A 26,764-nucleotide genomic window follows, 5' to 3' on the forward strand; every position below is an offset into this window, starting at 1 on the left:
TAATGTTTTACTCTTTTTCTGGTGATTCTTTTTTCTTAACGGGTGCCGCTTTTTTTACTGCTGCCGCTTTCTTTACCGGTGCCGCTTTCTTTCCTGCTGCCGCTTTCTTTACTGCTGCCGCTTTCTTTCCTGCTGCCGCTTTTTTTACTGCTGCCGCTTTCTTCTCCGGGACTTCTTCCCCGGGGAGAGGTTTTGCATTCCGGCATTTCGGGAATGCTGTACAGGCCAGGAATGGTCCCCGGCGACCCATTTTCACTTCCATGGGACTTCCACATTTCTCACAGACCTCACCTTCCACTTTGGGGAGAATGACAGCCTTGCCGTCTTTGTCTATGGGCATGGTATTTTTACAATCAGGATATCCGGAACAGGCCAGAAAAGGTCCTCTGCGACCCATCTTCACTTCCATTGGCTTTCCGCATTCATCGCAGTCACGCACAATTTTGGGCAGTTCTACGGGTTTACCCTCTTTATCCAGAGACAATGTATTTTTACATTCAGGATAGCGGGAACAGGCCATGAATTCCTTGCCGTACCGGGATTTTTTCTTGATCATATTGCTGCCGCATTCGGGGCAGGGGATGACTTCTGCAGGTTCTGCATTCTCATCTTCATCCAGTTCTCCGGGCATGGGGATAAGGCCCTTGCATTCGGGATAGGTAGAGCAGCCCAGGAAGGCCCCGTTTACGGAATAACGAACCAAAAGAGAACTGCTGCAGAGAGGACATTTTTCATCTCCGTCCCAGGGACGGCCTTTCAATGGTTCCGCCTCTTTCAAAGCTTTTTCAAGTTTCTCGTCAAAGGGTTTATAGAAATGATCAATCAGGGTGACCCAGTCTTTGTGTCCCTGTTCAACTTCATCCAGGCTGTCTTCCATACCGGCAGTAAATTTCAAATCCATGATGTCATCAAAATTTTCCACAAGAATATCATTGACCGCCATGCCCAGTTCGGTGGCATGAAAGGCCCTGCTTTCCAGGCGTACATAACCTCTGTCATTGATCGTTTTGATGATTGGTGCGTAGGTAGACGGACGGCCGATGCCCTCTTTTTCCAATGCCTTCACCAGACTCGCTTCAGAGTAACGGGAGGGCGGTTTTGTGAAATTCTGAGTAACATCCAGATTATCCAGATTCAGAGGATCATTCTCTTTTACGTCGGGCAGGTTCTGATATTTTGCATCTTCCTTCTTTTCACTATCGGGAATCAGAATGCTATGTCCCAGAAAGCGTACAATTCTTCCTTTGGCTTCCAACTCGGCTTCTCCCGATTCTATGGTAACCGTAGTGATATCATACCGGGCTGGAGGCATCTGTGAGGCAACAAAACGCCGCCAGATCAATTCATAGAGTCTGTATTGATCCCGTGTCAGATAGGGTTTAACCTTTTCAGGGGTTAACTCGACAGAACTGGGACGAATCGCCTCATGAGCATCCTGAGCATTCTTTTTGGTAGAATACTCCTGAGGTTTTTCAGGGAGATATTCAGGATCAAAGTTTTTTGAGATATAGTCCCGGACTTCTTCTATAGCTTCCGGTGCAATCCGGGAGGAGTCGGTTCTCATGTAGGTGATTAAACCCTCTGTGGAACCATCAATCTCCATTCCTTCGTAGAGTTTCTGGGCAACCGACATGGTCTTTGTTGTACCAAAGCTCAGATAGGTACTGGCTCCCTGCTGGAGGGTGGATGTGATATAGGGAGGACTAGGGCGGCCTTTAGCTTCCCTTGTCTCGATTTTTCGTATTTTAAGATTGTTATTTCTCACATGTTCAGCAACCACGGCAGAGGCGTCTTCAGTGGAAGCGGCGGGACTGCCCAATTCGAATTTTTTCCCCTGCCAACGGACAAGGGCTGCTTCAAATTGTTCTTTTTGAACCTCAGGTGATGAAACCAGAGCTTTAATTCGCCAGAACTCTTCCGGTGTAAAAGCCTTGATTTCCCGTTCCCGGTCGACAACGATACGAACTGCCACAGACTGAACCCGTCCGGCACTGAGGTTCTTGGCAACTTTCTTCCACAGGAAAGGGGAAAGGCTGAACCCTACCAGCCGGTCCAGGATTCTCCGGCCCTGCTGGGCATTGACCCGGTCCATGTCAATCCTGCCGGGATTTTCAAGGGCATGCAGAACGGCGCGTTTCGTAATGGCAGAATAGGTCACACGGTGAGCATTTTCATCACTGAGATTCAGGGCTTCCTTTAAATGCCAGGCAATAGCCTCACCCTCGCGGTCGGGGTCAGGAGCCAGGTAGATTTCATCGGCCTTGGCTGCGGCATCCTGCAGCTCTTTGACGGTTTTTTCTTTGCCTTTGATTATAATGTAGTCGGGTTTGTAGTCATGTTCGAGATCTATTCCCAGAGCTTTCTTGCCGCGACCACTGCTATTCAGGTCGCGGATATGTCCGACCGATGCTTTGACAGTAAAATCTTTACCGAGAATTTTTTTAATTGTTTTTGCTTTTGCGGGGCTTTCCACGATCAAAAGTTTCTTTATTGCTGCCAAGAGTTCCTCCAGGAAAATATGTAAAAAATCAGGACCTTGGATAAATAAATAGTCAAGGAATGCTTTATTGTCAAGTTGTTATAATATTCTATCCCCGCTGCTTGTTCACATATGCCGGGTAATTTATGATGTTTTAATGGGCCGAACAGAATTGGATATCAAGGTCTCCTGTAATTATAAAGGGACAGATCTTGAAACGCAAATCAGAAAGAATCTTCACATAAAGGTATTTGAATATACCATACTTAAGAAGAGCCTGGACAGCCGGCGCAAAGACCGGATTCACTGGCAGATTCGACTGAGGGTCCATTCAAATGAGATTAGAGAGACAAAAAGAAAGGGAAACTCCCCCAGTCCCGACAGGTTTATCATACCCCGTATCAACACAAAAAGCAGAGTCATCATTGCCGGCACAGGTCCGGCAGGAATCTTTTCTGCCCTGTATCTCCAGAAAGCCGGATTTATGGTTACCCTTCTGGAAAGAGGACGGGATGTCAGGCAAAGAGCAAAAGATATAGAAAAATTGGAAAACTCCTCAGAATTTACCGAAAACAGCAATTACAGCTTCGGTGAAGGAGGTGCTGGAACATTTTCTGATGGAAAACTAACCTCCCGGAGTAAGCATATAAAGAAGGAAAGACAGTATATTCTGGAGGAGTTTGTCAAAAATGGTGCTCCCGAAGAAATCCTTTACCTGGCCCACCCTCACATCGGCAGCGACAGACTGGTCCCCATTGCCGAAAATATGCGCATTGATTTTCAGAATCATGGGGGACAGATCCTGTTTGACTGTACCCTGGAGGATATTCCCGGAACAAGCCGGAAAATTGGAAGCATCCAGACCAGTCAGGGTGAAATTCAGGGGGACTACTTTATCCTGGCAACAGGGCATTCGGCTCTGGATACCTTCCGGATGCTGATCCACCGGGGTGTCTTTTACAAGGCTAAAAACTTTGCACTGGGTTTCCGGATGGAGCACTCTCAGGAACAGATCAACAGGATTCAGTGGGGGAGCCCGTCCCTGGAGGGTGTGAAAGCCGCCGAATACAGACTGACCTCCGCCGCCGGGACTCTTCCTGTCTACAGTTTCTGTATGTGTCCCGGAGGAAAAGTCGTCCCTGCCGCAGCTTTCAAAGGCAGCAATATTGTTAACGGCATGAGTTTTTACAACAGGAACGGTCCCTTTGCCAATGCAGCTCTCGTGGCAGGCATTCCCCCCGGCCTGATTAAGGAGAACGAACCAAGCGCTCTGGAGAGCCTGGACTGGCTGGAATCTCTGGAACACAGTTTTTTTGAGGAAACCCGAGGCTACAGGGCTCCTGCCATGACCATCAAAGATTTTCTTTCCTCTTTTTCCACGGGAACACTCCTCCCTTCTTCCTATGAACCAGGACTGATGGCATCGGATCTGACCAGACTGCTCCCGGAAGGAGTGATTACATCCCTTCAGGAAGGACTGAGAGATATCTGCCGCCGCCTGCCTGGATGGGATGAAGGGCAGCTGATAGGTCTGGAGAGCAAAACATCCTCACCCATCCAGGTTTTAAGAGACAGAGACAGCGGTCTGACAGAAGGTTTTGATAACCTGTTTGTCTGCGGAGAGGCCTCAGGATGGTCCGGAGGCATAATCAGCTCCGCATCAGACGGACTTAAAACCGCCCGGGCTCTGGCACAGAACTGTCAATAAGCTGAGGAGTAGAGAGGATAGATCGAATTTTACTTGAAAAGCCTTTACTGTGCTGATACGATGAAGCAATGAAAACAATAAAAATTATATTTAAAGATATTAAGATTCTGGACAGCCGCGGTGAAATGGATCAACCCGTCAGCTCTCTGGAGTATGATTCAAGGAAAGTGTCGACTGGGGCTCTGTTTTTTGCCCTGGAAGGTGTCCATACGGACGGCCACCAATACATTGATCAGGTCATCCATCAGGGAGCAGCAGGAATCGTATACTCCAATGATCTGGATATTTTTGTTGATGGCATCACTTACATCAAAGTAGAAAACACAAGACAGGCCCTATCACCGGCTTCTGCTTCTTTTTATGACTTTCCCTCGAAAGAACTGAAAGTCATAGGAGTGACCGGAACAGACGGCAAGAGCACCACAGTCTCCTTTATCCACCAGCTCCTGGAGATGGAAGGCATGAAAGCCGGATTCCTGTCTACTGTGAACTACCAGACAGGAAACCTGGCGAAGCCCAATCCTTTCAGACAATCCACACCAGAAGCCCCTCATATCCACAAGATACTGAGGGAAATGGTGGACAATGGATTAGAATACGCCGTTTTAGAGGCCACTTCTCACGGACTGTCCCACAAGAACTCCCGTCTGGCCGATGTGGAGTTCAATGTGGCCGTCCTGACAAACGTATCGCATGAACACCTTGAATTTCATGGGACTGTAGAACAGTACAGGCTGGATAAGGCCAATTTATTCAAGATGATTGCCGACTCTCCCCTGGAAGAGACCTTTGGTGTTATCAATGATGATGATCAGTGGACTGAAATTTATATGGATGCCATTGGTGAAAAACCAGTCTTCCTCTATAGCCTGAAAAACAAGAATGCCGACCTCTGGTGCAGTGACTATCAGAGTGATGAGGAAGGGATTGCCCTGACTTTTCATCTTCCCAACGGCAAAAAAGAGAGCCGCTTGAATATGCCCGGTCTCTTTAACGTTGAAAATGCGATGGCCGCCCTTTTGGTTGTTTCAGAAATTCTGGAAGAAGATACCCTGGAACTGCTGGATCATGTTCCCAAGCTTGTAGGTGTAGAAGGCAGAATGTCTCCAATCAGCGGCAATATGCCCTTTTCCGTTCTGGTGGACTATGCCCACACACCCGGTTCTTACGAAAAGATCCTTCCCCTGGTCCGCAGCGATGTGCAGGGCAAACTGATTGTACTCTTTGGTTCAGCGGGAGAACGGGATATTGAAAAACGCTCTGAACAGGGTGAAATTGCTGAAGAATACGCCGACATTATCATCCTCAGCGATGAGGATCCCCGGGGAGATGATCCCATGGATATCCTGAAGGACATCGCCGAAGGAATAACATCTAAAGATCTGGATAAAACCCTCTTCCTCATTCCCAACAGGAAGGAAGGAATGAAAAAAGCCATTGAACTGGCTTCAAAGGGAGACATGATTCTGACTCTGGGTAAAGGCCACGAAAGCAGCATTATCTATGATGATGGTCCCCGTCCCTGGAAAGAAGCAGAGGTGCTGAAATCCCTCTTGATAGAGGCCGGGTTCACTGTCGAATAGACGAACAGAGTCGGGTTCATAAAAATGGAATCCCCAATGCATTCCAATGCCTGGGGATTCCCATTTTTTTCTCAATTTATATCATTTAATTTCAGTGTTTAAGACTCAAAGTCCCTGTACAGAAAAATCCCACAATAATACCCAGAAGAGTTCCCATAAAGACCTGGGGATAGGTATGACCCAGGAGTGTTTTCAAGGCCTTGGGACTATTCCCTTCTTCGAAGAGATGTGATAATTCTACTATCAGACTGTTGAGGATCTCTGCATGCTGTCCTGCGGCCCGCCGCACTCCAGTAGCGTCATAAATCACAATGGAACCAAAAACAATAGCAATCGCAAAATAGGGGCTTTCCACACCGTACACCAGACCACAGGCAGTAGAAAGAGCCGCAACGGCTGCGGAATGGGACGAGGGCATACCACCGGTTTCTGTCAGTCTGTCCCAGGCCATACGTCTTTCCAAAAATAAGATGAGAATGACCTTGGCCAACTGAGCAACAAGCATTCCCATAAAAGCGGAATAAATGAGGGGATTGTAAGTGAAAAAATTCATTGTTCCTCCGGAAAACCCGACAAATGGAATACTTTCAGTCCGGATTCCATTTTATATTCTTTTCTTTCGAAGAAGAATCAATAGTGTACAACATTAGCATGACAACCATGACTTGAGAAGAGGTTTCAATCATGTTAATCTATCTTCATGAATAAAACATCGGTAGCCCTGCTTTATGGTGGACGCTCTGGAGAGCATGAAGTCTCCCTTCGTTCCGCAGCCTCAGTTTACAAACATATAGACCGTGAAAAATACTATATTCACCTCATCGGCATCAACCGCCAGGGCGTCTGGTTTCTTCAGAATACCCCCGGGCCCGTGGAGGATGTTCTCTCCATAGAGGAAGACGTGCAGATGATGATTTCAGTCATCCCCGGCAAGGGATTGAGTTCTTCAAGGGGACCGATCTCTGTGGATGTGGTCCTTCCCATCCTGCATGGGACCTTCGGTGAAGACGGGACCCTTCAGGGGCTGCTTGAAATTGCAGATCTGCCCTATGCCGGGGCTGATGCGGGGAGCAGCTACCTCAGCATGGACAAGGATATTGCCAAGATTATCTGGCAGCATCACAATCTTCCTGTCGTTCCCTTCAGGAGCATCAGGAAGAGTCAAACCGAGGCGAAAGATTTCGACTGGAAGGATCTTCTGGAAGATTTAAAAATGGAATTTTCACTTCCCTTATTCATTAAACCCTCCCAATGCGGTTCTTCAGTGGGAGTGTCCCGGGTGGAGAAGGAAGACCTTTTTCAGGAAGCCATGGAAAAGGCATTCCGGTATGATTTAAAGGTCCTGGTGGAACCGGCAGTCAATGCCCGTGAAGTGGAGTGTTCGGTGGTAGGGAACGAAAGCCCCAAAGCCTTTCCTCCGGGAGAACTGGTTCCCAGCCATGAATTTTACGATTACGATGCCAAATACATTGATCCCGATGGAGCAGCCCTGGTCATTCCTGCCGTTCTCTCTCAAAAAGAGGCTCAAAATGTCATGGATATCGCTGTAAGAGCCTATTCGGCTCTGGGATGCAGCGGGATGGCCCGGGTTGATTTTTTTATGGACAGACTCAGGGGTGAGCTGTATCTGAATGAAATAAATACCATCCCGGGATTCACCAGCATCAGTATGTTTCCATTGATGTGCGAATCCGGCGGACTGGACTATGCGGATCTTCTGGATGAACTGATCAATCTGGCTCTGTCTAAATACGAATCCAGGCATTCCTTAAGGTTCAGTTTGATGTAATTTGCTAATCATATTCTAACTTTCTATACTTATGATACGGAGAGATGATGGCAGGAACAGTAAAAAAGATTGGTATTCTCACAGCAGGCGGCGATTGTCCAGGTTTAAATGCGGCTATCAGAGGTGTTGGAAAAACAGCCATTCTTAAATACGGCATGAAAGTCTATGGTTTCTCTTCAGGCTATCTGGGTCTGATCAATGGAGAATACCGAAAGCTGAATGAGAAATCTCTGTCGGGAATCCTGACCCTGGGAGGGACCATTTTAGGTACATCAAGGGAAAAACCTTTTAAACCCCAGGAATATGAAGAGTATATCGGGAGTAAGCCCGAACGCATTCTGGAAAACTATGACCGCCTGGGTCTTGATACCCTGATCTGCATCGGTGGTAACGGCACGATGAAGACGGCCGGAAAACTACAGGGGATGGGTCTGAATGTCATCGGTGTCCCCAAAACCATCGACAACGATGTCTGGGGTACGGATGTGACCTTCGGGTTTGATTCGGCAGTCAACATTGCCACTGAAGCCATAGACCGGATGCACACGACGGCCAACTCCCATAAAAGGATCATGGTGGTAGAAGTCATGGGCCATCACACGGGATGGCTGACCCTTTTTTCAGGCGTGGCCGGCGGAGGAGATGTCATCCTTGTGCCGGAAATTGAATGGAAGCCTGAAATTCTGAAAGACTATCTCTTAGGCCGGCTGGATGCGGGGAAGCCCTACTCCATTGTCGTCGTTGCAGAAGGAATTAAAATTCCCAAAAAGGGGAGAAAGAGGAAACAGGAATCTGCCGGAACTGCCGTGGCTACGATGATTCAGGAACTCACAGGCATTGAGACCAGAGAAACCATTCTGGGATACATTCAAAGGGGAGGATCCCCCTCCCCCAGGGATAGAATGATCGCCACCGAGCTGGGAGCCTATACCGCAGGCATGGCATCCAATAAGGAGTTTGGCCGTATGGCTGCCTATAAGGGGTATGACCTGATTTCGGTCGGCCTGGACGAAGTCGCCGGCAAAATAAAGTATGTCCCCCGGGAGCATCCCCTGATCCATCATGCCCGTTCTATCGACACCTGTTTCGGTGATGGTATGCCTGATATTATTAGAAGGAAAGGATAAGGAATATGGCCGTTAGCACATCATCCCTTAAACGGGATTATCCTTTCTTTAATAAAGAAATGAGCTGGCTTTCCTTCAATGCCAGAGTCCTCCAGGAAGCCGAAGACCAGAGGAATCCCCTGGGAGAGCGGATGAAGTTTATGGGGATCTATTCCTCCAATCTGGATGAATTCTTCAGGGTCCGTGTGGCCATGATCAGACGTCTGTGCCAGATGGGTCAGGAGGGAGTCCGAATTCTGAAAGAAGATCCTGCCGAAGCCATCCTTGAAATCCAGAAGGAGGTGGCACTCCAGAGAAAACGCTTTAATCTGACCTTGAAGTCTCTCTACAGTGAAATGGACGAGCAGGGCATACAGCTTCTGGATGATGATAACCTGGATGAAGACCAGATTGCCTTCACCAAAGATTATTTTGAGAGGGAAGTCCGGCATAAAATCTTCCCCATCATGATTGATAAACGCTATAAGCTGCCTGAGATGAGGGATAAAACCCTCTACCTGGCTGTTGAGATGAAAAGAATGGTTCGTCAGGAAGAAAAAACGACCTACAGCATCATCGAAATTCCGACGAAGGTCCTCCCCCGATTCATCAAACTACCCAACCAGGGGGATGATCAGAAAATCATACTCATAGACGAAATTGTCAGGGTGGGACTGCCCTCCATTTTCAGGGACAGCCACTACCACAGCTTCCGCGCCTGGAACTTCAAAGTGGTCCGTGATTCAGAGCTGGATATTGATGAAGATGATGATAGCCTCAGTTATATGAGCAAGATCAATCAGAGCATCCAGAAGCGTAAACTGGGGGATATCATCTGGTTCCTCTACGATACCGACATGAATGAAGAGCTGCTGAACATGTTCCTCAAAAAGATGAAATTCCGAAAACACGATACAGTAACCCCGGGGGGACGCTATCATTATTTCAGTGATTTTATTCGTTTTCCCAAATTTGTAAACCTTCCCTGCAGCGAATCGGATCAAGCCTTGAAGCATCGTCACTTTCCCACGGGAACCAAGATATTTCCTGCCATCAAGGCCAAGGATACACTGCTCTACTTTCCCTACCATTCCTTTGATACTGTAATAGACCTCCTGAGGGAAGCTTCTATTGATCCCCATGTGGAATGCATCAAGGTGACTCTCTACCGGGTGGCAAATTATTCCAGTGTTGTTAATGCTCTGATCAATGCCCGGAAGAACAGAAAGGAAGTTCTGGTCATTATGGAGCTGCAGGCCCGGTTCGATGAAGAAAATAATATTTTCTGGGCCAACATACTGAAAGAGAATGATGTACAAGTGGTTTTTGGTGTGGAAGGACTCAAGGTACACTCCAAACTGCTGCTCATTTCCCGGAGAGAAAAAGGAAAAACCGTCCGCTACGGCGGTATTGGAACGGGAAATCTGAATGAAGACACCGCCAGGATCTACACGGACTGCTTTCTTTTATCCGCCCATAAAGAGATTCTGGAAGAAGTGGATGCCCTCTTTGACTTTTTCGAAAACAACTACAGACATCGCCGGACCAAACACCTTCTGATCTCGCCCTATGGCCTGCGTTCCGGCATCTGCGAACTTATCGATCAGGAAATAGAGTGGGCCCGGAAGGGAGAAAAAGCAACCATTCGTATCAAGCTGAACAACCTCAGCGACGAAGGCATCATTCAGAAGCTCTATGAAGCCTCCCAGGCGGGAGTCAAGGTGAAGATCATTGTCCGGGGACGTTTTTCCCTGGTACCCGGTGTGCCTGGATTCAGTGAGAATATTGAAGCCATCAGTATTCTGGACAGATACCTGGAACACGCCCGCTTCTTTATTTTCAGGAACGGGGGAGACAATAAATGCTACATCACTTCAGCCGACTGGCTGGTTCGAAACATAGACCGCCGGGTGGAAGTAACCTGTCCTATCTACAGAAAAAGCCTCAAACAGGAATTAAAAAGCATTTTCGACATCCAGTGGTCAGATAACAGTAAGGCTCGTATACTGGATAAGGAACTTAAAAATATGTATGTCCCCCAGAATGAGGGAGAGGAAATGATCCGTTCCCAGGACGCCGTATATAAGTATCTGATACAAAAAACTGCCCGGAGTTAATATGCCCGTTTTTATAAACCGCGTCCTGAATATGAAAAATATCAAAGTGATTGGTTTTGATATGGACTATACTCTGGTCCGTTACCATACCGAGGCTTTTGAAAAACTGACTCACTCACTGGCGGCCCATCGTCTTGCCGACAGGCCGGACTACCCCGAGGAGGTCAAACATCTTGATTTTGATTTCCAGAGAGCCAGCGTCGGCCTGGTCATCGATAAAAGGAATGGAAATCTTCTTCAGGTCAGCCGTCACGGAAAAGTCAAGATCGCCTTTCATGGCCTGGAAGTTCTGGACTACCACAAACAACAGATCATTTACCAGGAAATGGCTATTGACCTGAGAGATCCGGATTTTCAGAGTCTGGACACCAGCTTTGCCATTTCCTACGGCGTTCTCTTCAGCCAGCTGGTTCAAATGAAATCAGATGGATTCAGCTTGCCCGATTATCGCCATCTGGCAGAAGATGTGAATCATGAGATAGACATCCTCCATCAGGATGACAGCATCAAATCCAGGCTCAGGACAGACTTTGACCGTTATGTCATAAAGGATCCCAAGGTGGCGGGCATGCTGGAACGCTACAGGGATTACGGCAAAAAGTTGATGATCATCACCAATTCTGACTATGGCTATACGAGGCAGTTGCTGGACTATGCCCTGAACCCCTACCTGAAGAAGCACAAAACCTGGCAGGATCTTTTTGATATTGTCATCACTTTTGCAGAAAAACCCCGTTTTTTTGAGCAGAAGGGGCGCTTCCTCCGCATCGATCCGAAAACTGAATTGATGAGCAACCATACGGAAGCTGTGGATTCCGGAATCTATCAGGGAGGAAATTTCCACAAGCTTCAACAGGATCTGGGGTTTTCTGGTAGTGAGATTCTCTACCTGGGTGACCACATTTACGGGGATGTTGTTTCCATCAAGAAAACCTGCAATTGGAGAACAGCACTGGTTTTGGGTGATCTGGAAGATGAAATTCAAGGGCTGAAAAAATCACAGAGCGTTCAGGAAGAGATCAATCGTCTGATGGGAGAAAAGCTCATCCTCGAAAAGGAAATAAATATCCTGGACTCCAAGCGCTTTGAAGGAGAGAATATCCCCCGGAGCAGGCTCACACCACTCTTTGACAAGATGGATGGCCTCAATACTAGGATTTCCGATCTGCTAGGGCAGTATAAAGCCTTCTTCAATCCCTACTGGGGAGAAATTCTTCGGGCGGGTTTTGATGAAAGCCGTTATGCCGAACAGGTCGAAAAATACGCCTGCATCTATATGACCAAGGTTTCAGACTTATATGAATATTCGCCTAAGACCTACTTCAGGCCTTTTAGACGGGTCATGCCCCATGAAGACATGACCCTGCTGAGCTGAAATTCCTAAGAGGACAGGCGCTCTTTCCAGGAGAGTAACTTAATCAGACTGTCATCCAGCCCTCCCGGCCGGCTGCTTAAGGCCCAGGATCGGCTGAATTGATGCCCCAGGGCAGTCAGCTGTTTATTCAGACTCATTCTCTCTTCGGCGGGAATCTTCTCCCAGTCGACTCCTCCCGTATCAAAGAGTATTGTCGATAGTCTTACTCCCATTCTGCATAAGGAGAGAGTCATTTCCAGTTCTTCCCGGAATATGACGGAACCTGTGCTCTCCACATCTGACAGAAGCCGGGAGCACTCATCCAGAATCTCTCCGGCTCTGCCCAGTCCGGCACAGCGGCATTTTTCATATTGATCCCGGACAAAGGGATAAAATGGATCCATCAGGAGATAGTTGAAGAGGGATCCGTTATGGAGAGAGACTGGATTTTCCAGATAAAGGGACGCCAGTTTCCGCAGAACCCGGGCTGACCGGCCGGAAGAGTCCCGAAACAGGAAGGTCGACAGGGCTGAAGTCCAGGTTGATTCCTCCATCTCCTCCATGGAGGAGGCACCGCCCCAGGCGGCCTGGGAAGCCATCAAAAATCCGGGCCAACTGACAAGGGGCTGCTGCCAATGTCCGTTATCACCCCAGTCTGTAACCATGTACCCCAGGGCGCCATTTTCCTCGGCCCAATAGGCGCCATTCCTGATATTTTCAAGGGCGTTTTCCCAGCGCCCTGCGAGAGAATGCCAGGAAGACGTTCCGGTACAGACGTAAAAATCAAGGCCGGCATCCTTAAGCACACCCGTTTCTTTCTCGAAGGGATGATCCCTTTCATAGCCCCAGTTGACCGCGATGAGATCTTCGGGAATTTCCGGAACCAATTCGGGATAGTTTAAAACAATATCCGCCCAGAACTGGACGGTAAATCCCCTACTGGTGGCTTCGTTTGTCAGTTTAATGAGAAAATCAAGATACACCCGGCCTTCCCCCTTCTCTTTTACGAGGTCTTGACTCCTTCCCAGACCCAGGTCAAAGGTCTCATCACAGCCGATATTGAACTGTCTGCTGGAAAAACAGGGGAGAAGCTGATCATAGAGGTCCTTCACAAGTTCCAGAGATTCATCGCATCCGGGATAGAGGGTGGTGGAAACGGGATGGAAAACACCCCAGGAATCTGTAAACCCCTGAGCCGTCTCGGCCAGTGAATGATATTTTGAATGCTTCAGCCATCGCTCCATATGGCCGAATGAATTCTGATTGGGAACAAGTTCCATCCCGCGGTCCAGACAGTACAGATCCAACTCACGGATTTCGGAGGGGGTAAAGGGTGAGGCATCCCTCCAGACCTCTTCGTGCCCTTTGTAGGCAAAAGTATGCTCTGTATAAAGCTGTATCTGATTGTACTTTAAAAGGACGAATCGCCGAATCATCTGTTTTAGATAATCCATCTTATAGACCCTGTCCCGACTCACATCCAGCATGACAGCCCGGTTGAGAAAAAGGGGTTCATCCTCGATGGTACAACAGTGTATTTTCCCCTCCTCCTGAGAACTCAAGACCAACTGGGTCAGGGTCAGTAAGGCATTATAACGTCCTCTCTGTGAGGACGAACGGATTGTCACGGTCTTTTGTTCAATTGTGAGAACATAAGCCTCGAGACTCAGCTCTCCGTCGGGCTGAACGATAAGATCTTCAGGAATCACCTTCAGCAGCGGATCTTTTAAAGCATCCATCAAACCGGCAGGTACTGTGTAAGACCCCTCAATTTCTGTTATTTTCGAGGGACGGGGTATAATATTTTTGTCCAAAATCTGCTCCTTTTGATCCGAATCGATACAGTCATTGTATTCATATATTCCTACGTTAACACTTTACATAAACCATCCCGTTTGTTCAACCAGGCAACAAACACATCTATAAAGGCACTGAAGCATATTTTAGAATAATTATGTTGACGGAATAAATGTATCATGTAAGAATAACATTAGTTGGTTTATGTCGCAACCAACTAATTCATCATTTTGAGGTTCCGTTGAAACTAAATGCAATCAGAAGAAACAGAATAGTCAACACCTCCAGAATCATCCGTGAAATATGGACAGCCCGGTCCATATCCAGGGTCGATCTCTCCCGGAGGCTGGACCTCAATAAATCAACTGTGACTAATATTGTCGGCGGGATGCTGGAAAGCAAACTGGTTCTGGAAACAACCGAAGGTCCCTCCTCTCCTCAGGGAGGCAGAAAACCTGTCAGCCTGGAGATCAACAGAAATTATGGATATATTCTTGGTTTTGAAATCCGCCCCGAATCCTATACCGTAGTGGCCGTGGATATCCTGGGAGACATTCTCTTTTCGAGAACAGAATCCATCAATATCGACTCAAAAAATTTTAGATCTCTGTTTTTTGAACTACAAGCCGGTCTTGAAGAGGAATTAAACTGGATTGGCCGTCCACTCATCGGCATCGGAATCGGTGTTTCGGGAATCATTGATGCTCCCAACAGGATTATCAAAGCCTCCATTCCTCTAAAATTTACCGAGCCATTTGATTTCTACAATGAAATTGCCATCCACTCAAAAGTGCCGATTTATATAGACAATGATGCCAATACCTGTGCCTGGGGAGAGCTTACATTCCATAGAACACAGAACCTAAAAAACTTCCTCTTCTGCCTTATTGAATTCAGAGACATCTCCAGATCCAAGGCTCCAGAACAGACGGCCATAGGAATTGGCATCGCCCTCAACGGCAATGTGTATTATGGAAGGAATTGTTCTGCCGGTGAGTTCAGAAGCATCTACTGCAATGATAAGAAAAACACGGGACAAGTCTCTCTGGACTATCCCAGGGACAACCCTATCCGGGAAGAACCAGAAATCATAGAAAGTTTTATCAGAGAAATTTCTCAGCACCTGGCCCTCTTTGTGAATACCTTCAATCTGAGTCAGGTATTTCTGGGTGGTGACCTGGGACCTCATATGACGGAACGTTTCAGAACCATACTGAATGAAGACATAAGCAAGAACTGGCCTTATCAGGAGAGGGTCGACTGTGAGGTCCGTTTCTCAACATTGGGTGATAAATCCGTGGCCTATGGCGCCGCAGGATTGGTGATGAACAGGATCTTTATTGATCTGGAAGTTTTGGAAGCCGAAGATGTACAGCGATTCGGCTCCCTCGAACTAATCGGGAATAGCGCGCTCTGATCCGGATGTCTCCCTTCAGAGCAGCGATGATCCATATTTATTATTTCAGGAATCCCGGCCGGAACGGCCGAAATATTTTAGGAGGCTTTTTATGAAAAAATTTCTTGGACTTCTTTTAATGACAGTCCTACTTGCAGGTTCTTTGTTTGCAGCAGGTGGTAAAGACAACGCCGCAACTGAAGAAAACAAAGTGGTTGTAGTGAAAACCATGGCATATGGTGACAACTCCAATCAAGAAGGTGTGAACTGGAAAAGAATCGTAGATACTTTTCACGATAACAACCCAAACATCAAAATTGATTTTGAAATGCTCTACGATGAGGCTTACCACCAGAAAGTAGTGGCAAGACTGGCTTCCGGCGATATTCCTCACATGGCTTACATGGGTGCCGATGCACGTTGGGGAGCCGCCTGGAAAGAAGCCGGACAGCAGTTCGATCATAGAGACATTATTGATAAAACTCTTTATGACTTAAAACTGATTCCCCCCATGGGACCCAATGGAGAAATTTATGAGATTCCTCTAGGGACCTCCAACATCACAACAGTTCTCTACATGAACAAAGCACTGGTTGAGGAACTTGGTTTTTCCCAGCCCAAAACCTATGAAGACATCAAAGCTATGGTTCCCGCCGCACAGGCAGCCGGTCTGGATGTTATATCCATTGACGGTGCTGATGGCTGGGCCTGGGGTTCCTGTCTGATGTCTGCCATGATTGCCAGAACTTCCGGAGATCCACAGTGGGTTTCCAAGGCTGTGGCAGGAAAATACAAATTCACAGACAAAGAGTTTATTGATGCTCTGAGCTACATCGATATGATGTTGGCCGATGGTGTAATCAGCTCTAAGGCAGTACTGGTAGACTATGGAACAAACATCTCCAACTTCAGCAACGAAAAAGCACTGTTTATGGTACAGGGACAGTGGGCTGCCGGTGGAATCGAAAATCCCGAAGTATCTGAAAACACAGTTATGATGGCATGGCCCAAAATGCCCGGTGAAAAATCCAAGACAAACGGTTCTGTAGCTGCGGCTATCCAGGTTGGTTACGGTCTTACAAAAGCCGGTGCTGCCGATGCAGAAGTCAAAGAAGCAGCTTTAAAATTCCTGAGTGTCTTTTACAGCGAACCTGAAACAACTCAGAGACTGAGAGACGGTGCAATCGTCGCTCCTATCCTGAAAGGATACAAAATACCTGCGGATCTTCCCGCTATTATGAAACAGAAAGTCGGTCTGGCTCAGACAGCACTGAACACCGATGTAATTGATGCATTCCTCAGCGGAGCTCCCAACGATGCTCTGAATGCGGGAATGCAGAAAATGGCATCAGGTCAGGCTTCAGCCGCCGAAGTTGCAGCCGAAGTTGAAAGACTTCTCCGCTAATCCTATAATTTATTAACAACAGGGGGGTATGAAAATATCCCCCTGTTTTTGAAGAAAGATCCCTCTTTCAAAGCATTTTTCAGGAGTTATTCATTGAACCGACGAGATCGAAAAGCACTTTTGGTGTACATAGGAATGGTGGCCCCGGGACTTTTGGTTTACCTCTTTATCGTAGCTTACCCTGTTTTCTACTCGGTTTGGCTCAGCATCACCGATTTTAACCCCAACAGGGGGGGGGAATGGTCTTTTGTCGGGTTATTACAGTATAAAACCATGGTAGAAGACCCCTATTTCTGGCATTCCCTTAAAAACAATATGATCGTCGTGGCTGTTTCCGTATTCGGCCAGATCCCTGTGGCCTTTGTTTTAGCCTATATCCTTTTCAGAAATAAAGTTAAGGGCGGACCTTTTTTTCAATCCATGGTCTTCCTGCCCCAGTTCCTTTCCACAATCGTGATCGGGATTCTCTGGAAACGCATGTTTTCCGCAGACGGACCCGTATCAAAACTGATCCAGATCGTGTCACGCGACCCCATGGCTCAGTTTGACTTAATGTTGAGAGAAAATACGGTGATGTATCCTATTGGCTTTGCCTTGATCTGGATGTACACCGGTTTCTATATGATTATTTTTCTGGCCAACCTTCAAAAAATGAATGTGAGCATGATCGAAGCCGCTAAAATCGATGGAGCCACAGAGCCTCAGATTTTCGGCCGCGTCATCCTTCCTCTCATGGTAGGAACCATTGTGGTCTCCACCATCCTGGCCATTGCGGGTTCACTGAGAGGTTTTGACCTGATTTTTGCCATGACCACTCAGGGACTTCAGAGGAATAATGCCATGGTACTGCCTATATTCATGTACCAGACAGCCTTCCAGGACTACAGGAATGAGATGCGTTTTGCCTACGGTTCGGCTATATCCAATGCCATCGTATTTATATCCATAGGCTTAATCCTGTTCAGTAATTTTATAGGACGCAAGTTCAACGCCCAGGAGGAGTATTAATTATGACGAAAAAAATCAGTCCTAAATCCACCGGCGAAACTGTCGGAACCATACTGTCCTATTCTATTTTTGTCTTATGGATGCTGATCACCATTATTCCTCTGGTCTGGATGCTCTATTCATCCTTTAAATCCAATGAAGAATTGACCAGAGACATCTATGCCCTACCCTATGATCTTCTGCACAATAGTGATGACACCTATATAGTCATCGCCCCTTCTCTGAATGTTATCCCCGATTATGATATTAAAAATGATAACCGGGAAAGGCTCATCATTGAATCCACCACCATATCACCCACAAGAAGGCTGATGGTTCATTTTCTGCTGAAGGAAGACCTTCCGGCGGACCTGGCATCCAGACTTCCCGGAGATCCTCTGATCATCAATGAACTTCCTAAATCGATGCAGCGGAAGATTCACTGGAAAACGATATGGTTCAACTACCGTTCTGCCTGGGAAAGGGGCGAATTGGCGGGGAAATTTGTCAACAGTATTATTTATGCCGGTATTTCCACATTTATGATTGTCATATTAGGCAGTATGATCGCGTTTGCCATCAGTAAGATGCAATTCAAGAAGATTTCAATGGCTGTGATGGGCATCATTGGATTGGGATACCTGATCAGTATCAATTCGGTGATCATTCCACTCTTTCTGATGCTCTCTTCCGTCGGACTGACCGACACACATCTGGGAATTATACTTGTGTATGCAGCCTTCGGAATGCCTCTATCGGTTCTGCTCAGCACTCAGTTTATGAGAGGCCTTCCCAGCAGTCTTATCGAGTCAGCCTATATTGATGGAGCCTCTGTTTTGCGTACCTTTATCAGCATTATAATACCCATGACCGTTCCTGTTATCATTACGATCAGTATAATCTCTGCACTTGGAATCTGGAATGAGTTTCTCCTCGTACTGGTATTGGCGAGTTCTGACTTTACCAAATCCCTCCCGGTGGGAGTCTTTTCCTTCTCCAGCCTGACCAGTACACAACTGGGATGGCAGCTTGCAGCCCTCGTAATAGCCACAATACCCGTTATGGCCCTGTATTTTGCCTTCAACCAGCAGCTCACCAAGGGTGTAGTTGCGGGAGCCATCAAAGGCTGATAATACAGATTTGAAAGAAGAAGGGTACCGGTATTAATTCGGTGCCTTTTTTCGTCTAAAAGGAATTAAAATGACAAAAATTAACTTATCAGGTACATGGTCTCTCCGTTCCTCTGATGGTCAGGTCAATACGACCATGGAACTTCCAGGAGACATTATCACGGCTCTTATAGATTCAAAAATCATCCCCCACCCCTACAAAGACAGGAATGAACTCGAGCTGCAGTGGGTCAATCAACTGGACTGGATTCTGGAAAAAAACCTGGAGATTCCAGATATCAGCGGAAGCCTCAAGGTATTCCATGCAGAAGTACTCGATACAGTAGCCCGTGTGGAGCTGAACGGCCGGGAGATCGGCCGCAGCGATACGATGTTCGTACCCGCCCGGTTTCCTCTGGAGGAGTCACTGAAAGAAGGAACCAACAACTTTAAAATCTACCTGGACTCTGCCGAGAGAACAGCCTGTGACCGGGCTGAGGAGTACCCCTATGCGGTGCCCACCCAGACTGCCCCGGTCCAATCCCCCCACAGGAATTTTTTAAGGAAAGTTCAGTGTCATTCCGGATGGGACTGGGGTCCCTGCCTGATGACAGCAGGAGTCTACAACGCAATTGAACTTAATTTTTCGGATATTTTTCTGGATAAATTCCATTTTGACCTGGATTCCACAGGCAATTCCTGGACAGTCAGAATCCAGGGGGATATATTGTCCGGAAAAAATCAGAATGCAGAGCTCAGGATGACATTGGCAGGGACAGAACTTGTGGAAGACATGCCCTTAACAAAAGGAAGACAAGCCCTGGAGAGAACCCTGCGTGTTGAATCCCCCGATCTGTGGTGGCCCAATGGTGAGGGAAAACAGGCTCTCTACCCTCTGAAGATTACCCTGGGTAGGGAAGAAAAAACCCTGAATATCGGTTTCAGGACCATAGTGGTCATCAATCATGATTATGAGACCGGGGTTTCGCTGTTTTTCCGGGTGAACGGCAGAGATATTTTTGCCAAGGGAGCCAACTGGATACCCACAGATGCTCTTCCCTCCGGGCAGGATGATTCTAAATTGAAGAACCTTCTGGAATCCTCAGTCAAAGTCCACATGAATATGCTCAGAGTCTGGGGCGGCGGTCAGTACGAATCAGAAGACTTTTATAATCTCTGTGATGAACTGGGACTGCTTATCTGGCAGGATTTTATGTTTGCCTGCTCTTTGTACCCGACTGATAAGGGTTTTCTGCAAAGCGTTGATCAGGAAGTACGGACTCAGATTCTCCGCCTTAAAAACCATGCCTGTCTTGCCCTGTTCTGCGGAAACAACGAAGATGTGGGAGCCCTGACATGGTATGAAGAATCCAGAAAAAACAGAGACCTTTACCTGATAGATTATGACCGTCTGAATGAAGGAGTCATAGCCAAAGCCGTAAGTGAGCTGGCTCCCGGGCATAAATGGTGGCCCAGCTCTCCCAGTGCGGGAGAGGGGGACTATTCTGACTGCTGGCACGATGACAGCCGGGGAGATATGCATTACTGGTCGGTCTGGCATGAGGGGAAACCCTTCGAGAGTTACTATGACATTCTTCCCCGATTCTGCAGTGAATTTGGATTTCAGTCCTTCCCCTCTTTTAACATGGTCAGGGATTATGCCGGGGAAGAGGAGTGGAATGTGACCTCCCCTGTGATGATGCACCATCAGAAAAACGAAAAGGGAAATGAAATCATTATCTCCACCCTAAGCCGGTATTTCCGTTTTCCCCAGAGCTTTAAGGATTTCCTCTATCTGAGCCAGGTACAGCAAGCCTGGGCCATACAGACAGCTGTGGAGTACTGGCGGGGCAACCGTCCTACCTGTATGGGAGCCCTGTACTGGCAGCTCAATGACAACTGGCCGGTAGCCTCCTGGGCATCCATTGACTACTCGGGGGCCTGGAAACTGCTTCACTACTCTGCAGCCCGATTTTTTGCCCCTCTCCATATTGCCGGATGGATGAAAGACGGAAAAATCACAGCGGTGGCAATGAACGACAAGAGTCAGCCTGTAAACGCCAGGGCCATCCTGAATTTCCGTAATTTTCAGGGAGAGATCGTCAGAACTCTGGAAAGAGAGCTGATTCTGGAAGCTGCCACGTCACAGCAATTCTATTGTGAGGATCTACCGGGAGATTCGGAGAGACAGAAAGAATTCCTGGAGCTGATTCTGGAATCCGAGGGGGGGACCTCCCGGAACATACTGCTTTTGCAGCTTCCCCGCATGTGCTCTCTGGAGAAGGCGGAAGTGAAAATGAGTTTACCAGTTTCAAAAATCGGAGGGAATCAGCAGATTGAATTGACGACGGATAAACCGGCCTTTTATATCTATATCAGAGGAGAAAAAGGAGATATCTTCTCTGACAATGGTTTCCATATGATCCCCGGCGAGAAGAAAATCATCGAATTCACCCCCTCTGATGCCGAAAGGAAAAGTCTGGAGGACCTGGAACTGACTCATCTCAGACAGACCTATTAAATTATCCCAAAAGAGTATTTCAGGGGAGTCATCCCGAAAGAGTGATGTTTTCATTTCTTTCGCTGCCCATTTAGATTATTATTAATGAGTATACATCTGATAAAATCCGGGAGAAACCCATGGAAGAAAACACTCGAATCAGAAGCAAAGTGCTGACCTTTGATACGGACATAGTTATACTGCCTCAATTGAGAAAAATATTTGATGCTAATCATCTGACCGGATTGCGCTCGATTGGTGATCCTTCCATTGTGGATATCATACTGGACAAAAACATCCACCTGGGAGCCCTTTTTGTGAACAATGATGGAGACTGGCTCAATTTATCTGCCCGCCTGAAGGAGATCAGGCCGGAACTCCCCCTCTTCCTCCGGGTTGAAGAACTATCTGATATAAAGGATATCCCCAAGGAGAAGTCCTGGCTCTTTGATGGAGTTTTTCATATCAGCGAGGAAGAAAAAATAAGTAATCTCTTGAAAAACCATATTTTTATACGGGATTATCCCATTGAAATGATCCGTCATATTATTGATTTTTCAGTAAAGGCCATAAAATCCATGATTCCCGAGGGGATTGTGCACTGTCAATCTCCCCTGATGATTCATGACAAGGTCATATACGGTGAAATGACATCCCTGATCCCGATCAACACCGACTGGTGCCGGGGTTATATGATGCTTCAGTGTGATACGACTGAACTCCATCAAATTCTCTCAGGCATGAGTAATCCTGCCTTCAGAGGTACCGTGGAGGAAGTTGTACCATCTGTCATCAGTGAATTGACGAACCTGATGTGGGGTGGTTTTAAGACAGTATTCCTCAAGGAAGGATTTCTGGATGAGAACGGACCGGATATTCAGGTACCCATCCTGGTCAACCACAAGCTTAAAAATATTTCCTTTGGCGGAGACATCCCCCAGCTTTGTTTCGAATATATACTGAAAGATACCATCGGTCTGAAAAGACAGACCAGGATCGTTCAGAAATTTATTTTCAACCTGAACTGGAACCCCGACAGGGTGGCAGAGTACGATTTTCAGAGTCTTGTGGATGAGGGAGCAATCATACTATTCTGACAGACCGGGCTTGAGTATGGCCCAGGAACGCTGCCTGCACAGGGCTTCCAGCTCCGGTCCCGGATGAACCGCAACGGGACAGGCACAGCTTTCCATCAGTGGAAGATCATTCAGACTATCCGTATAAAAAGCACATTGATCCCAGGAAAGAGAATTTTCCTTTAAGTACCGGGCCGCCCAGTATACCTTACCCTCTTTGAAGCAAAGAGGCTTTCGCATCTCTTTGAATCTTTTTTCTTCAATAATGTAATCACTGGCCAGACAGGTATCCAGGCCCAGGAGCCTCTGAAAGGCGGAACCGATCACTCCGTCCTGCGCCGTAATCAATACATTTTTGATTCCCTTCTGTTGATTCTCATGGATTATTTCTTTCATGGGGGCATAGATATGCCGTCTGGAGACCCACAGGGCAAAGTCAGCAGCCATTTTTGCATATTTCAGGGGAGTCATGGAGCGGGCCCGAGAGAGCTGATAGGCCCCATATTCGTCTTCGGTCAGTGTGTGATTGTAATACAAGCGGTTGATCCGTCTCAGTCTGAATAAATCAGGGAGGCCTTTCAGGCTTCTCCGGGAGCGCCAGAGGGCCCAGAGCAGATCGGTATCCCGGGAGGTCAGTGTTTCATCAAGATCAAAAAAGGCCAATTGAATCCCCTCAGGAGGGGTGTGAATGCATTCTTTCATTGTTAGAGAGTATAGAAGCCGAGGGGAATCGGCAAGTCCCGTCCCTCTATTGAAGTATGAATAAACAATGTAAGGCATCCCGCAAAAGAAAAGGAGTGAACCCAGTCCTTTTATAATCTATAATATTTTATATGAAAAGTATCAGGAGTGTATGCATGAATAAAAATATAGGATTTGTTTCCTTCCGGATTGCCGGAACTGACGGAGTCAGCCTCGAAATTGTCAAGTGGGCGGATGTACTGAAGAGTATGGGAAATAACAACTTCTACCTGGCTGGAGAACTCGACCGTCATCCTTCGGTGTCCATGGAATTCCCGGAACTGCATTTTCACCATCCTGTGACCAAGAAGATCTATGAACAGTGTTTCAGCCATAAGAACCGCCCTGAAGAGTTGACCGGCGATATTCATTACTGGCGGCAGGAATTCAAAAAAGTTCTGTATCAGTTTGTAGCGCGTTTCAAAATAGATGTCCTGATTCCTCAGAATGCCGTCACCATCCCCCTGAATGTTCCTTTAGGTCTGGCTATTACGGAGTTCGCCGCCGAAACAGGGATACCCGTGATTGCCCATCATCATGACTTCTTCTGGGAGAGGAAGCGATTTCTGACCAATTGCATCTGGGATTATATCAATTCCAGTTACCCCCCCCACCTTGGTAATATCCAGCACGTTGTTATCAATTCATCAGGACAGAATCAACTGGCATTAAGAACAGGAATATCCTCCACCCTCATACCGAATGTCATGCATTTTGAGATGGAGCCTCCTGGAAAGGATGATTACAACAGTGATATACGCCAGGCTCTGGGTGTGGAAGAGGATGAACTGCTCATACTGCAGCCCACGAGGGTCGTCCAGAGAAAGGGAATTGAGCACGCACTGGAAATGGTCTCCCGGCTGGAAAGAAAAGCTGCTTTCGTAATCTCCCATGCCTCGGGAGACGAGGGCTTCGAATATGAGAAGAGGGTCCGGGATTATGCCCGGCTGCTGAATGTCCGAGCCATCTTTGTGGATGACATCATCCTGGATCAGCGGGGTACTACGGCGGATGGCCGCAAAATTTATACCCTCCAGGATATTTACCCTTATGCAGATTTTGTCACCTACCCCTCCCTGATTGAAGGTTTTGGCAATGCCTTCCTGGAAACCGTCTGGTTCAGGAAACCCATACTGGTGAACAACTACTCCATCTATGCCACAGATATCAAACCCAAGGGTTTTGAGGTGGTGGAAATCGACGATTTTATTACCGACGAAACTATCAAAGAAGTACAATACCTCCTGGATCATCCGGAGGTTGTCAAAAGGATAACTGAAAAAAATTATCAGCTGGGCTTACAATACTATGGTTTTACCACTGTCCAGACAAAATTGACCAGCCTTATGGCCAATATCTTTGGGAGCAAATTTGTTCAGGAGTGTATTGAAAAGGAACAAAAGCCTCAATTGTGATGCTTTTTATATTATTTCTTATATTTCCCTTGCATCGTTAGGCATTACTAATTATATTTAAAATAAATAAAGCATGCCTGTCAGGCTGTTTTAGGATTTAACGATCCTCTTGGGACGTCGGATCAAATGACATAGATTCCTTTATAAACAGTTTTTTAGGCCCCCTGTAATGGTGTAATACAGGGGGTTTTTTTTTGTTTATTTAATTATCCAGGTAACAATCGTTACAAAATTATCGAATAATCCCCTTTTAATGTTGACTCTTTCCCTCATATTAGAAAATACTGAAGATCCTCTGAGGTCGCCCGCCTGTGCCGGTTGCCAAGGAATCAAAAATAAAACTGAACCCCAGGGAACTACCTGAAGGAGAGGAACTATGTCATACCCGGAATTTCTCAATATTACTGAGCTGAAAGAACTCGCATCCCGCCCGGCACCAGCGGCGGTTGAGGTCGAGACTATTCTGAACAAGGCTCTCAAGCTGAAGGGACTGAATACAAAAGAGGCTGCCGCCCTGCTGGCAGTGAGGGATGAAAAACAGATCCACAGGATCATGGAAGCCGCCGCAAAAGCCAAGGAAACCATTTATGGAAAGCGCATGGTGATGTTTGCCCCCCTGTATTCAGGGAATCACTGCAGCAACAACTGTCTGTACTGCGGTTTCAGAAAAGATAATAAAGACATCACCCGGCGTAAACTGGAACAGGATGAAATTGCCCTGCAGACCCGGATGCTGCTGAAGGAGGGACATAAGCGTCTTCTCCTCCTCTCCGGAGAATCCGGCCATTACCCCCTTGAATATTTGAAAGAATCCCTTGAAACCATCTACAAGGTTGAAGAGAAGGGAACCTCCATCCGGAGAGTCAATGTGGAGATTGCCCCCCTCAGGGTTGACGAGTTCAAAGAACTGAAAGAATGCAATATCGGGACCTACATCTGTTTTCAGGAAACCTATGATCCTGATCTCTACAAGAAATATCATATAAGCGGACCCAAGGCGAACTATGAAAACCGCCTGTATGTGATGCACAGGGCTATGGAAGCCGGCATAGACGATATAGGAATCGGAACCCTCTTCGGTCTGGCTGATCACCGCTTTGAAGTGCTTGCCATGCTGCGCCATGCGGAAGAACTGGAGCGCCTCTACAACTGTGGACCCCATACAGTGAGCGTTCCAAGGATCGAGCCGGCTCCGGGATCTGCACTGACCGAGAATGTGCCCTTCCCGGTCGATGATGATGCCTTCAGAACCATCATTGCCGTCATACGTCTCTCTCTGCCCTACACGGGCATCATTCTGTCCACCCGGGAATCGGCGGAGCTGCGGCAGGAACTCTTCCGTTACGGTGTCAGTCAGATATCCGCCGGATCAAAGACTTCCATCGGGGGATATACAGAGAAAGAAGCGGAGAATCAGCAGTTTGCTCTGGGCGACCACCGGAGTATGGAGGAGGTCATCAATGATATGGTGGGCATGGGTTTTATCCCCTCCTTCTGTACGGGCTGTTACCGGAAAGGCCGGGTGGGACAGGATTTTATGGATCTGGCCAAACCGGGACTGATCAAACACTACTGTCTTCCTAACGGGATTGTCTCCTTTGCGGAGTATCTGATGGACTATGCCGGTGATAAGACCCGGAAATCCGGGTTTGCCCTGATTAAAAAGTTGACCGACGAAGAGAGTGATCCGGTCGTAAAAGGCAATATCACATCCTCTCTTGAAAAGATTAACGCCGGTGAGCGGGATATCTACCTATAGGGGGGCACCATGATCAAAAAGGAACTGAATCAGAAGGTAGAGGCCCTCAGCCCCGATGAGATAAGAGAACTCTTCTACAATGCATCCACCGAGGAGCTTGTCAGAAGGGGCGGTGAAACCTGCTGCCGGGTTCACGGCCCGGAGGTACTCCTCCGGGGACTCCTGGAGTATACCAATTACTGCGGCAGCAACTGTCTGTACTGCGGGATTCGCCACGATAACAGGGCGGTCCATCGCTATCGTATCGAGGAAGAAATGCTTCTTGAGGCGGTACAGGCCGGTTTTGACCGGGGCATCCGGACTTTTGTCCTCCAGGGAGGTGAAGATGCCGAGTATGGTCACGAAAGGATCTGCCGCCTGGTGGAGGCCATCAAAGACCAGACAGGCGGAAAGGCGGCCCTGACCCTCAGCTGCGGCATGAGAAGTCTCAGTCAGTACAGGGA

The 26,764-nt window shown here is 47.4% G+C and carries 19 protein-coding genes; 15 read left to right on the plus strand and 4 right to left on the minus strand.

From position 1 onward, the window contains the following. Positions 1-7: 7 nt before the first annotated feature. Positions 8-2,500: a type I DNA topoisomerase gene (gene topA / locus PF479_RS17535; protein WP_298009348.1), complete on the minus strand. Its 2,493-nt coding sequence runs from the start codon at positions 2,498-2,500 to the stop codon at positions 8-10. Between the two features lie 136 nt (positions 2,501-2,636). Between topA and PF479_RS17540 the strand changes: the two genes are divergently transcribed. Further along, positions 2,637-4,187 (plus strand): NAD(P)/FAD-dependent oxidoreductase, encoded by a 1,551-nt coding sequence (locus PF479_RS17540; protein ID WP_298009351.1) that lies wholly within the window; start codon positions 2,637-2,639, stop codon positions 4,185-4,187. A 68-nt stretch (positions 4,188-4,255) separates the two neighbouring features. Further along, the gene (locus PF479_RS17545) at positions 4,256-5,770 is read left to right on the plus strand and encodes a UDP-N-acetylmuramoyl-L-alanyl-D-glutamate--2,6-diaminopimelate ligase (protein WP_298009354.1); all 1,515 of its coding nucleotides are present in this window, start codon (positions 4,256-4,258) and stop codon (positions 5,768-5,770) included. Between the two features lie 91 nt (positions 5,771-5,861). On the opposite strand, the gene PF479_RS17550 is transcribed toward PF479_RS17545, so the two are convergent. After that, the gene (locus PF479_RS17550; RefSeq protein WP_298009357.1) at positions 5,862-6,323 is read right to left on the minus strand and encodes a divergent PAP2 family protein; all 462 of its coding nucleotides are present in this window, start codon (positions 6,321-6,323) and stop codon (positions 5,862-5,864) included. Between the two features lie 147 nt (positions 6,324-6,470). Between PF479_RS17550 and PF479_RS17555 the strand changes: the two genes are divergently transcribed. From PF479_RS17555 to PF479_RS17570, 4 genes are read left to right on the plus strand one after another with little or no spacing between them, the layout of a single operon-like run. Then, positions 6,471-7,559, plus strand: a complete 1,089-nt coding sequence (locus PF479_RS17555; protein WP_298009360.1) for a D-alanine--D-alanine ligase family protein — start codon at positions 6,471-6,473, stop codon at positions 7,557-7,559. A 47-nt stretch (positions 7,560-7,606) separates the two neighbouring features. Continuing rightward, on the plus strand, positions 7,607-8,686 hold the full coding sequence (locus PF479_RS17560) for a 6-phosphofructokinase (protein ID WP_298009399.1): 1,080 nt from the start codon (positions 7,607-7,609) through the stop codon (positions 8,684-8,686). A 5-nt stretch (positions 8,687-8,691) separates the two neighbouring features. Continuing rightward, positions 8,692-10,782, plus strand: coding sequence for a polyphosphate kinase 1 (gene ppk1 / locus PF479_RS17565; protein WP_298009363.1), 2,091 nt, complete (start codon positions 8,692-8,694; stop codon positions 10,780-10,782). A gap of 1 nt (position 10,783) precedes the next feature. Then, complete coding sequence (locus tag PF479_RS17570; protein ID WP_298009366.1) at positions 10,784-12,157, plus strand: HAD-IG family 5'-nucleotidase; 1,374 nt, start codon at positions 10,784-10,786, stop codon at positions 12,155-12,157. A gap of 5 nt (positions 12,158-12,162) precedes the next feature. Here the strand turns inward: PF479_RS17570 and PF479_RS17575 are convergent, their stop codons facing one another. After that, complete coding sequence (locus tag PF479_RS17575; RefSeq protein ID WP_298009369.1) at positions 12,163-13,950, minus strand: family 20 glycosylhydrolase; 1,788 nt, start codon at positions 13,948-13,950, stop codon at positions 12,163-12,165. Between the two features lie 224 nt (positions 13,951-14,174). On the opposite strand from PF479_RS17575, the gene PF479_RS17580 reads away from it, so the two are divergent. The 6 genes from PF479_RS17580 (at position 14,175) to PF479_RS17605 (ending at position 22,427) form a co-directional block, all read left to right on the plus strand. Beyond that, on the plus strand, positions 14,175-15,350 hold the full coding sequence (locus PF479_RS17580; protein WP_298009372.1) for an ROK family protein: 1,176 nt from the start codon (positions 14,175-14,177) through the stop codon (positions 15,348-15,350). A 91-nt stretch (positions 15,351-15,441) separates the two neighbouring features. After that, positions 15,442-16,734 (plus strand): ABC transporter substrate-binding protein, encoded by a 1,293-nt coding sequence (locus PF479_RS17585; RefSeq protein ID WP_298009374.1) that lies wholly within the window; start codon positions 15,442-15,444, stop codon positions 16,732-16,734. 93 nt (positions 16,735-16,827) lie between these two features. Further along, entirely contained in the window at positions 16,828-17,742 is a 915-nt protein-coding gene (locus PF479_RS17590; protein WP_298009377.1) for a carbohydrate ABC transporter permease, read from the plus strand. A gap of 2 nt (positions 17,743-17,744) precedes the next feature. Further along, the gene (locus PF479_RS17595; protein WP_298009379.1) at positions 17,745-18,851 is read left to right on the plus strand and encodes a carbohydrate ABC transporter permease; all 1,107 of its coding nucleotides are present in this window, start codon (positions 17,745-17,747) and stop codon (positions 18,849-18,851) included. 70 nt (positions 18,852-18,921) lie between these two features. Next, on the plus strand, positions 18,922-21,351 hold the full coding sequence (locus PF479_RS17600) for a glycoside hydrolase family 2 protein (protein ID WP_298009382.1): 2,430 nt from the start codon (positions 18,922-18,924) through the stop codon (positions 21,349-21,351). Between the two features lie 119 nt (positions 21,352-21,470). Next, positions 21,471-22,427: a chemotaxis protein CheX gene (locus PF479_RS17605; RefSeq protein WP_298009384.1), complete on the plus strand. Its 957-nt coding sequence runs from the start codon at positions 21,471-21,473 to the stop codon at positions 22,425-22,427. Here PF479_RS17605 and PF479_RS17610 read toward each other — a convergent pair. Next, complete coding sequence (locus PF479_RS17610; protein ID WP_298009387.1) at positions 22,419-23,069, minus strand: haloacid dehalogenase-like hydrolase; 651 nt, start codon at positions 23,067-23,069, stop codon at positions 22,419-22,421. The genes PF479_RS17605 and PF479_RS17610 overlap by 9 nt on opposite strands. Positions 23,070-23,263: 194 nt before the next feature. Here PF479_RS17610 and PF479_RS17615 point away from each other — a divergent pair, with 194 nt between their 5' ends. The 3 genes from PF479_RS17615 to PF479_RS17625 all read left to right on the plus strand — a co-directional run. Further along, positions 23,264-24,562, plus strand: a complete 1,299-nt coding sequence (locus PF479_RS17615; RefSeq protein WP_298009390.1) for a glycosyltransferase family 4 protein — start codon at positions 23,264-23,266, stop codon at positions 24,560-24,562. Positions 24,563-24,938: 376 nt separating this feature from the next. Then, positions 24,939-26,321 carry a [FeFe] hydrogenase H-cluster radical SAM maturase HydG gene (hydG, locus tag PF479_RS17620; RefSeq protein WP_298009393.1) on the plus strand — a complete coding sequence of 461 codons (1,383 nt, stop codon included), beginning with the start codon at positions 24,939-24,941 and terminating at the stop codon, positions 26,319-26,321. A gap of 9 nt (positions 26,322-26,330) precedes the next feature. Then, the coding region (locus PF479_RS17625) for a radical SAM protein (RefSeq protein WP_298009396.1) at positions 26,331-26,764 on the plus strand (434 nt) is incomplete at its 3' end.

It is taken from the genome of Oceanispirochaeta sp., assembly GCF_027859075.1.
GTDB lineage: Bacteria > Spirochaetota > Spirochaetia > DSM-2461 > DSM-2461 > Oceanispirochaeta.